This is a genomic window from Streptomyces solitudinis (genome assembly GCF_036323765.1).
GTDB lineage: Bacteria > Actinomycetota > Actinomycetes > Streptomycetales > Streptomycetaceae > Streptomyces.
This window is the reverse complement of record NZ_JAZDCW010000004.1, coordinates 627,009-635,050: the sequence shown is the minus strand read 5'-3', so window position 1 is coordinate 635,050 and position 8,042 is coordinate 627,009. Positions and strand designations below refer to the sequence as shown.

General features: G+C 76.4%; 7 protein-coding genes. 4 read left to right on the top strand and 3 right to left on the bottom strand.

What is annotated here, in order from left to right:
- Nucleotides 1-129: 129 nt before the first annotated feature.
- Nucleotides 130-1,491 carry a hypothetical protein gene (locus tag V1J52_RS14130; protein ID WP_330140126.1) on the bottom strand — a complete coding sequence of 454 codons (1,362 nt, stop codon included), beginning with the start codon at nucleotides 1,489-1,491 and terminating at the stop codon, nucleotides 130-132.
- Here V1J52_RS14130 and V1J52_RS14125 point away from each other — a divergent pair.
- On the top strand, nucleotides 1,462-2,205 hold the full coding sequence (locus V1J52_RS14125) for a hypothetical protein (protein WP_330140125.1): 744 nt from the start codon (nucleotides 1,462-1,464) through the stop codon (nucleotides 2,203-2,205). The genes V1J52_RS14130 and V1J52_RS14125 overlap by 30 nt on opposite strands.
- A gap of 76 nt (nucleotides 2,206-2,281) precedes the next feature.
- On the opposite strand, the gene V1J52_RS14120 is transcribed toward V1J52_RS14125, so the two are convergent.
- On the bottom strand, nucleotides 2,282-3,544 hold the full coding sequence (locus tag V1J52_RS14120; protein ID WP_330140092.1) for a DUF1015 family protein: 1,263 nt from the start codon (nucleotides 3,542-3,544) through the stop codon (nucleotides 2,282-2,284).
- Between the two features lie 84 nt (nucleotides 3,545-3,628).
- On the opposite strand from V1J52_RS14120, the gene V1J52_RS14115 reads away from it, so the two are divergent.
- On the top strand, nucleotides 3,629-4,657 hold the full coding sequence (locus tag V1J52_RS14115) for an HAD hydrolase-like protein (RefSeq protein ID WP_330140091.1): 1,029 nt from the start codon (nucleotides 3,629-3,631) through the stop codon (nucleotides 4,655-4,657).
- A gap of 70 nt (nucleotides 4,658-4,727) precedes the next feature.
- Here V1J52_RS14115 and V1J52_RS14110 read toward each other — a convergent pair whose 3' ends face one another.
- Nucleotides 4,728-5,762 carry an ABC transporter substrate-binding protein gene (locus tag V1J52_RS14110; protein ID WP_330140090.1) on the bottom strand — a complete coding sequence of 345 codons (1,035 nt, stop codon included), beginning with the start codon at nucleotides 5,760-5,762 and terminating at the stop codon, nucleotides 4,728-4,730.
- Nucleotides 5,763-5,894: 132 nt separating this feature from the next.
- Between V1J52_RS14110 and V1J52_RS14105 the strand changes: the two genes are divergently transcribed.
- Nucleotides 5,895-6,959 (top strand): FecCD family ABC transporter permease, encoded by a 1,065-nt coding sequence (locus V1J52_RS14105; RefSeq protein ID WP_443075819.1) that lies wholly within the window; start codon nucleotides 5,895-5,897, stop codon nucleotides 6,957-6,959.
- The gene (locus V1J52_RS14100) at nucleotides 6,956-7,990 is read left to right on the top strand and encodes a FecCD family ABC transporter permease (protein ID WP_330140089.1); all 1,035 of its coding nucleotides are present in this window, start codon (nucleotides 6,956-6,958) and stop codon (nucleotides 7,988-7,990) included. Before V1J52_RS14105 ends, V1J52_RS14100 begins: the two co-directional genes overlap by 4 nt.
- Nucleotides 7,991-8,042 lie beyond the last annotated feature (52 nt).

Here is an 8,042-nt window from a genome sequence, read left to right as displayed (position 1 = left end):
GCCGGTGGCCCCAGCAAGTACTTGCTGGGGCCACCGGCTTTTTTGTTTCCGTTTCTCAAGGCGCGCGGCGTGAGCTGGTGCGCGAGAATGAATGTGCACCACAGACGAGGAGTCACGTCGATGTCGAACTCACCGGAGGAGCGGCCGCGCAGGTCGGACTGGTCCGATCGGTCCGAAGGGCCGCGGCGCCAGGGCGGCGACCGCAGCGGTTCCGGAGGCGGGAACAGGGCCGGGGGCCGCGACACCTTCCGCCGGGACCGTGACGAGCGTCCGCGTGGCCCGCGGCGCGATGACGACCGGGACCGCGGTGGCTACCGCGGCGAGAGCCGCGGTGGCGAACGGCCTCCGTTCCGGCGGGACGGCGGGCGCGACGGATTCCGCCGGGACGACCGCGCGCCCCGGCGCGACGATGACCGCCGTGGCCCCGGACGCGGTGACCACCGGGACGACCGGCGGGATGACCGTGGTACGGGCCGACGGGAGTTCGGCGGACGGGACGACCGGCGGGAGGGCGGGGGCTCCTTCCGGCGCGACGACCGCCGTGACGACCGGCGGGATTTCCGTGGTGGTGACCGGCGCGACGAGCGACGGCCGTCCCCGTACGGCGAGCGACGGGATGACCGCCGTGATGAGCGTGGCGGGGAGCGGCGCCCCTACGGCGGCGGTGGCCGTGACGACCGGCCGGGCTTCCGCCGTGACGACCGCCCCCGCGGTGGTCCGCGTGCGGACGAGCGCCGTGACGACCGCAGGGACTTCCGGCGTGACGACCGTTCCCGCGGTGGTCCGCGCGGGGATGACCGGCGTGATGACCGCAGGGACTTCCGGGGCGGGGACCGGCCCGGCTTCCGCCGTGACGACCGTTCCGGGAGCGGCCCGCGCGGGGACGAGCGACGGGGATTCCGCCGCGACGACCGGCCCGCGGACCGGCGTGACGACCGTGGCGGGGAGCGGCGGCCCTACGGCGGCGGTGGCCGTGACGAGCGGCCGGGCTTCCGGCGTGACGACCGTCCCCGCGGTGGTCCGCGCGGGGATGACCGGCGTGATGACCGCAGGGACTTCCGGGGCGGGGACCGACCGGGCGAGCGGCGTGATGAGCGTGGCGGGGAGCGGCGGCCCTACGGCGGCGGTGGCCGTGACGACCGGCCGGGCTTCCGCCGTGACGACCGCCCCCGCGGTGGTCCGCGCGGGGACGAGCGCCGTGACGACCGCAGGGACTTCCGGCGTGACGACCGTCCCGGCGAGCGGCGCCCCTACGGCGGTGGTGGCCGCCACGGTGAGCGGCCCCGCGATGACGAGCGCGGCGGACGCCGGCCGTACGGCGGTGGCCGGGACCGCGACGACCGGGGCCGCGGTGACTTCCGCGGCGGCGGTCCGCGCGGCCCGCGCGGTGACGGGTACGGGCGTGACGGGTACGGGCGTGACGACCGGCGGGACGAGCGTCCGCGCGAGTACGTCCCCCGTCTGCCGATCGACGAGGACGTCACCGGGCACGAGATCGACAAGGACGTGCGGCAGGAGCTGATGAGCCTGCCCAAGACGCTGGCCGAGGACGTGGCGAAGAACCTCGTCATGGTCGCCCGGCTGCTGGGGGAGGACCCGGAGCGGGCGTACGGGTACGCGAAGGTCGCCCTGCGGCTGGCGTCCCGCGTCCCCGCCGTCCGGGAGGCGATGGGGTTCGCCGCCTACGCGTCGGAGAAGTACGCGGAGGCCCTGGCGGAGTTCCGGGCCGCCCGGCGGATGACCGGTTCGCAGCACCTGTGGCCGGTGATGGCCGACTGCGAGCGGGGCATGGGGCGGCCGGAGAAGGCGCTGGCCATGGCCGGCGAGCCGGAGGTGCAGAAGCTGGACAAGGCCGGGCAGGTGGAGATGCGCCTCGTCGCGGCCGGGGCCAGGCAGGACATGGGCCAGGCGGAGGCCGCCGTGGTGACGCTGCAGAGCCCGGAGCTGGCGTCGAACTCGGTGCAGCCGTGGTCCGCGCGGCTGCGGTACGCGTACGCGGACGCGCTGCTGTCGGTCGGGCGGGAGGAAGAGGCCCGCGAGTGGTTCGGGAAGGCGCTGGAGGCCGACCAGAACGGGACGACCGACGCCTCGGACCGGCTGGCCGAACTGGACGGCATCGAGTTCCTCGACGCCTTCGACCCGGAGGCGGAGGAGAGCGAGGACGGCACCGGCACCGGTACCGGCGAGCCGGCTCCCCGGGCCTGACGGCCGTACGGCAGTGGGGCGGGAGCCGGTTCCCGCCCCACCGCCGCCCCGGGTGCGTGCGGGACAGCGGCGGGGTTCAGTCCTGGCCGTCGAGCGGGCGCAGCACGAGGCCGGTGGCGGGCTTGGGGCCGAACGACGTCGACTTGCGCGGCATCGTGACGCCCTGCCGGGCCAGTTCCAGCACCGTGGACTCGGCCGCCGCCCGCATCAGGACGGCGCTGCCGCCGGTGCGGGCGGCCTTCGTGACGGCTGCCTCGGGGGTGTGCAGGTAGGCGATATGCGGGGGCTGGTCCGGGACGCGCCAGACGGCGTCCAGGAGCGCGGAGTGCAGGACGGTGGCGTCCAGTTCCCGCCAGGCGGCCGGGCGGTCGCGGCGGACGGTGCGCTCGGTCAGGTCCGGCGCCGGGCGGTCCAGCAGGTGGAAGGAGCCCGGTCCGCCGGTGAGGACGAAGGCGGTGCCCTCGGCCTGTTCCAGCGCGCTCAGCGCGTCGGTGAGGGTGCCGCGCAGGGGGCTGGCGCGGAAGGCGCCGTCCAGCGCGTCGAGTGCGGCGGCCACGGGGAGCCGGGGCAGGACGCGGTGGATGGCGTTGACCTGCAACGGGTAGCGGGCGGTGTCCACGAGCAGCACCAGCCCGTGGGCCCAGGCCGGCCGGTCGGGGTACTCGGCGCGCAGCCGCAGGTAGGTGGCCCAGCGGTGGTGCCCGTCGGCGATCAGGGCGTGCCGGGGCGCGAGGTCGGCCTGGGCCTCGGCGAGTTCGGCCGGGTCGGTCACGGCCCACAGCCGGTGCGCGAAGCCGTCGGTGGTGGTCGTGGACAGCAGCGGCGGGCGGTGCACGGCGCGCTCGATCACGGCGGTCGCGCCGGTCGCCGCTCCGCTGCCCCGGTAGGCCAGCAGCAGCGGCTCCAGGTTGGCGGCGGTCTCCCGCATGAGCGCGAGCCGGTCCTCGACGACCTGCGGCATGACGTCCTCGTGCGGCAGGACCACGCCGTCCTCGGGCGGGGTGAGCCGCAGCGCTCCGATGAGGCCGCGCTGGAGGACGTCGCCGTGGCGCTGCTCGTAGACGTAGAGCGCGGGCCGGCCGTCGCGGGCGAGGACGCCCTCGGCTTCCCACTCCCGCAGGGTGGCGGCGGCCTGGCGGTGCCGGGCGGCCGGATCGGCGGTCTGCGGCAGGATGAGCCGCACGATGTTGTGGGGGTCGGCCGTCTGCAACTGCTCGACCTGGTCGGGCCGGACCACGACGTCGTAGGGCGGGGACGTCACGGCGGCGAGGCTGCCGACCCGCTCCGGCACGTAGCGCAGTCCGCGGAAGGGAACGAGGCGCAGTCCGTCGGCATGCATCCCTGCATGCTAAGCCGCCCGGGACCGGTGCGGGGGGCCGGGTGAGGAATGATCGGTCACCCGGACGACGAGGAGGAGCCACCCATGCTGCGATCCTGCGAGCACCCGCTCGACACCGCCTACGACACCGCGCTGCTCGACCTGGACGGCGTGGTGTACGCCGGGGGCGAGGCGGTGCCGCACGCCGTCCCGGCCCTGGAGGAGGCGCGTGCGGCGGGCATGCGGCTGGCGTACGTCACCAACAACGCCGCCCGAACCCCGCAGACCGTGGCCGGGCACCTCACGCGGCTGGGCGTCCCGGCCGGTCCGGACGACGTGATCACCTCCGCGCAGGCGGTCGCCCGGCTGGTGGCGGAGCAGCTTCCCGGCGCGCGGGTGCTGTGCGTGGGCGGTGAGGGGCTGCGGGTGGCGCTGGAAGAACACGGGCTCCTGCTGGTGGAGTCGGCGGACGACGAGCCGGCGGCCGTCGTGCAGGGTTTCGGTGGCCCCGGCCTGCGCTGGGCCAGCCTGACGGAGGCGGCGCTCGCGGTGGGCCGGGGCGCGGCGTGGTTCGCGTCCAACGCCGATCTGACGATCCCCAGCGGGCGGGGCATAGCGCCGGGCAACGGGGCGGCCGTGGAGGTCGTCCGCATCGCCACGCGGTGGATGCCCGAGCCGCCCGAGCCGCAGGTGGCGGGCAAGCCGCTGCCGCCGATGCACCGGGAGACGGTCCTGCGCACCGGGGCGCGGCGCCCCCTGGTGGTGGGGGACCGGCTGGACACGGACATCGAGGGCGCGCACGCGGGCGGGGTGGACGCGCTGCTGGTGCTGACCGGTGTGACCGACGCCGCGCAGTTGCTGCGTGCCCGCCCCGAGCACCGTCCGGCCTACGTCGCGGCGGACCTGCGCGGGCTGCGCACCGCGCATCCCGCACCGGTGGCCGCAGCGGACGGGTGGGTGTGCGGCGGCTGGACCGCCCGGGCGGGCTCGGACGCGCTGACGGTGGACGGCGCGGGCGATCCGCTGGACGGACTGCGCGCCCTGTGCGCGGCGGCCTGGACGGCCGCGGGGCAGGAGGGCTGCGGCCTGCCCGCGGGCGGGGCGCTCGTCCGTCTCGGCCTTCACACCCGCTGAGGCGGCCCCGGCGTCCCGCACCCGGCCGCACCCGGGACGCCGGGGCCGCCTCGGCGGGCCGGGCTCCGGCTCAGGCGAGCTTCTTGGCGGTGCGGAGCGCTTCGGCGAGGGTCTCCAGGAGCGGGGCGCTGCCCGCCCAGCTGAAGCGCGGCACGGCGTCCCAGGTGGAGACCTGCCCGGCGCGGACGGCGGGGAGGTCGCGCCAGGCGGGCTTGGAGGACAGGGCGTCGGGCTGGAGCGCCGTGGTGCGGCTGTCCAGGATGATCAGGTCGGCCGCGTACTTGTCGGCGTTCTCCCAGCTGAGGCTCTCGAAGTAGTCGCCGTCGTCGAGGTTGTCCGGCTGGATGAGCCGCACGCCGAGCTGCTTGTAGTACATGAGGTCGGCGCTCTTGTCCGGGTTGGACGCGTAGAAGGTGTCGGCGGCGCCGGAGGCGGCCAGCACCCGCAGGCCGCCGCTGGCCTTCGCCGCCTGGCGCACGGATTCGGCGGCCTGCTCGAAGCGCTTCTTGGCCTCGGTGACCGCCGTCGCCTTCAGGTCGGCGCCGAGGGCCGCGGCCAGCTCCGCGTACCGCTGGATGGGTTCGGGCAGCGGCCCGCCGTCCACGTCGACGACCAGGGCGGGGGCCAGCTCCAGGATCCTGGAGCGGCTCTCCTCGGGCACGTACCACAGGTCGCCCTGCTCGTACTGGTGGGTGACCAGCAGGTCGGGGCGCAGCGCGGCGTACTTCTCGATGCTGAACTCGCCGTAGGCGTTGCCGATGACCTCGACCGTGTCGACGTCCAGTTCCCCGGCGAGCGCGTCGGGCGTGCCGTCCTGCCGGGTGGTCTCGCCGAAGACGCCGACGAGCTGCCGGTCGAGGCCGAAGTCGTACAGGGCGGCGGCCGTGCCGGTGAAGGCGACGATCCGCTCCGGGCGGGCGTCCAGGCTGACCTCCTCGCCCCGGTCGTCGGTGAACGACCAGCCCTGCTCCGGCTGCCCGCCGCCGCTGTCCGCCGTGCCGCCCGACCCGCCGCCGCAGGCGGCGAGCAGGGCGCCGGCGCCGAGGGCGCCTCCCGCGCCGAGCAGGGAGCGGCGGGACAGGCGGGGGGTGCGGGCTCGGGGCATGGTGCTGCCTACTTCCGGACGAACGTGAGGGGCCAAACGGGCCGAATATCGACGTTAGGTTAACCTAACCTAATCCGTAGTCCAGCGGCGGGTGCCCCCGGCGCACCGGCCCCGAACCGAGAAAGCCCCCACGTGACGCTCACCCACTCCCCGCCGGCCGGGGGAACGCCGCCCGCGGTGCCGGAGGCGCCCGCACCGCCGCGCCGGGGCCCGGCAGCCGCGCGCGCCGCGGGACTCCTCGGCGCGCTGCTGCTCCTGGCCCTCGTGGTGGCCCTCGGCATCGCGGTCGGCGCCAAGCAGATACCGCTGGGCGAGGTCTGGGACGGGCTCACCGACCCCGCCTCGCCCCACCACACGGTCATCCGCGAGATGCGCCTCCCGCGCACGCTGCTGGGCCTGCTCGCCGGGCTCGCGCTCGGACTGGCCGGCGGCGTGATGCAGGCGCTCACCCGCAACCCGCTCGCCGACCCCGGACTGCTCGGCATCAACGCCGGAGCCTCGGCCGCCGTCGTCTCCGCGATCGCCTTCCTCGGCGTCACCGCCTACACCGGCTACGTCTGGTTCGCCTTCCTGGGCGCCGCCGCCGTCTCCGTCCTCGTCTACACCGTCGGCGGCGGACGCGGCGCCACCCCGGCCCGCCTCGCGCTCGCGGGGGCCGCCCTCAACGCCGCGCTCTACTCCTACGTCAACGCCGCGATGATCCTCGACGCCGCCTCGCTGGAGCGGATGCGCTTCTGGACGGTCGGCTCGCTGGCCAGCGCCCGCGCGGACGTCGTCGTCCAGCTCGCCCCGTTCGCCGTGGGCGGCGCCCTGCTGGCCCTGGGCCTGGCCCGGCCGCTCAACGCCATGGCGATGGGCGACGACTCCGCCCGCGCGCTCGGTGCCCGCCCGGCCCGGGTGCGGGCCGGCGCGATCACCGCCGTGACCCTGCTGTGCGGGGCGGCGACCGCCGCCTGCGGGCCCATCGTCTTCGTCGGCCTCATCGTGCCGCACCTCGTGCGGGCACTGACCGGCCCCGACCTGCGCTGGCTGCTGCCCTACTGCGCGGTGCTCGCACCCGTGCTGCTGCTGGGCGCCGACGTGCTCGGCCGCGTCGTGGCCCGGCCCGGCGAACTCCAGGTCGGCATCGTGACGGCGGTCCTCGGCGGACCGGTTTTCCTGTACTTCGTGCGGCGCCGCAGGGCGGTGGGCGCATGAGCACCTCCCGCGTCGTGCGCCGCGGACCGTGGTCGTGGCGCTTCCACCCCAGGGCGCTCGCCGTCGGCGCGGGCTGCGCGCTGCTGGCCCTCGCGCTCGCCGTCGTCGCCGTCGGCAGCGGCGAGTACCCGCTGGGCCCGGCCGAGGTGCTGCGCGCCCTCACCGGGACGGGCCATCCCGCCGACGTCTTCGTCGTCGGCCAGGTCCGGCTGCCCCGCGTCGTCACCGGGCTCCTGGTCGGCGGGGCGCTCGGCGTGGCCGGGGCGGTGTTCCAGTCCCTCACCCGCAACCCGCTGGGCAGCCCCGACGTGCTCGGCTTCACCCAGGGCGCCGCCACCGGGGCGCTGGCCGTCATCGTGCTGACCGGCGGCGGCAGTCTCGCCCTGGCCGGGGGCGCGGCCGCCGGCGGCCTGCTCACCGGCGCGGCGATCTACCTGCTCGCCTGGCGGCGCGGGGTGCACGGATACCGGCTCGTCCTCGTCGGCATCGGCGTCGCCGCGCTGCTCACCGGCGTCAACGGCTACCTGCTCACCCGGGCGCAGATCTTCGAGGCCGGACGGGCCGTCCTGTGGCTGACCGGCAGCCTGGACGGGCGCGGCTGGGACAGCGCCCTGCCGCTGCTGGCCGTCGTCGCGGCGCTGCTGCCCCTGGTCGCCGGCTGCGGACGGGCGCTGCGCGTCCTGGAGATGGGCGACGACACCGCCCACGCGCTCGGCGTGCCCGTCGAGCGGGTACGGCTGGGCCTGCTGGCCGCCGCCGTGCTGCTGGTCTGCTGCGCCGCGGCGGCAGCGGGACCGGTCGCCTTCGTGGCGCTCACCGCGCCGCAGCTCGCCCGCCGCCTGACCCGGGCCCCGGGCCCCAACCTGGTGCCCGCCCTGTGCCTGGGCGCCGCCCTGCTCGTCGGCGCGGACCTGCTGGCCCAGCGGGCCTTCCCCGGGCACCTGCTGCCCGTCGGCGTCGTCACCGGCCTGCTCGGCGGCGGCTACCTGGTGTGGCTCCTGGCCACCGAACGCAGGGCGGGCCGGATATGAGCCACCCGCACGGGCCGGGCAGCGCGCGTGAGGGCGCGCCCGGCTCCCACGA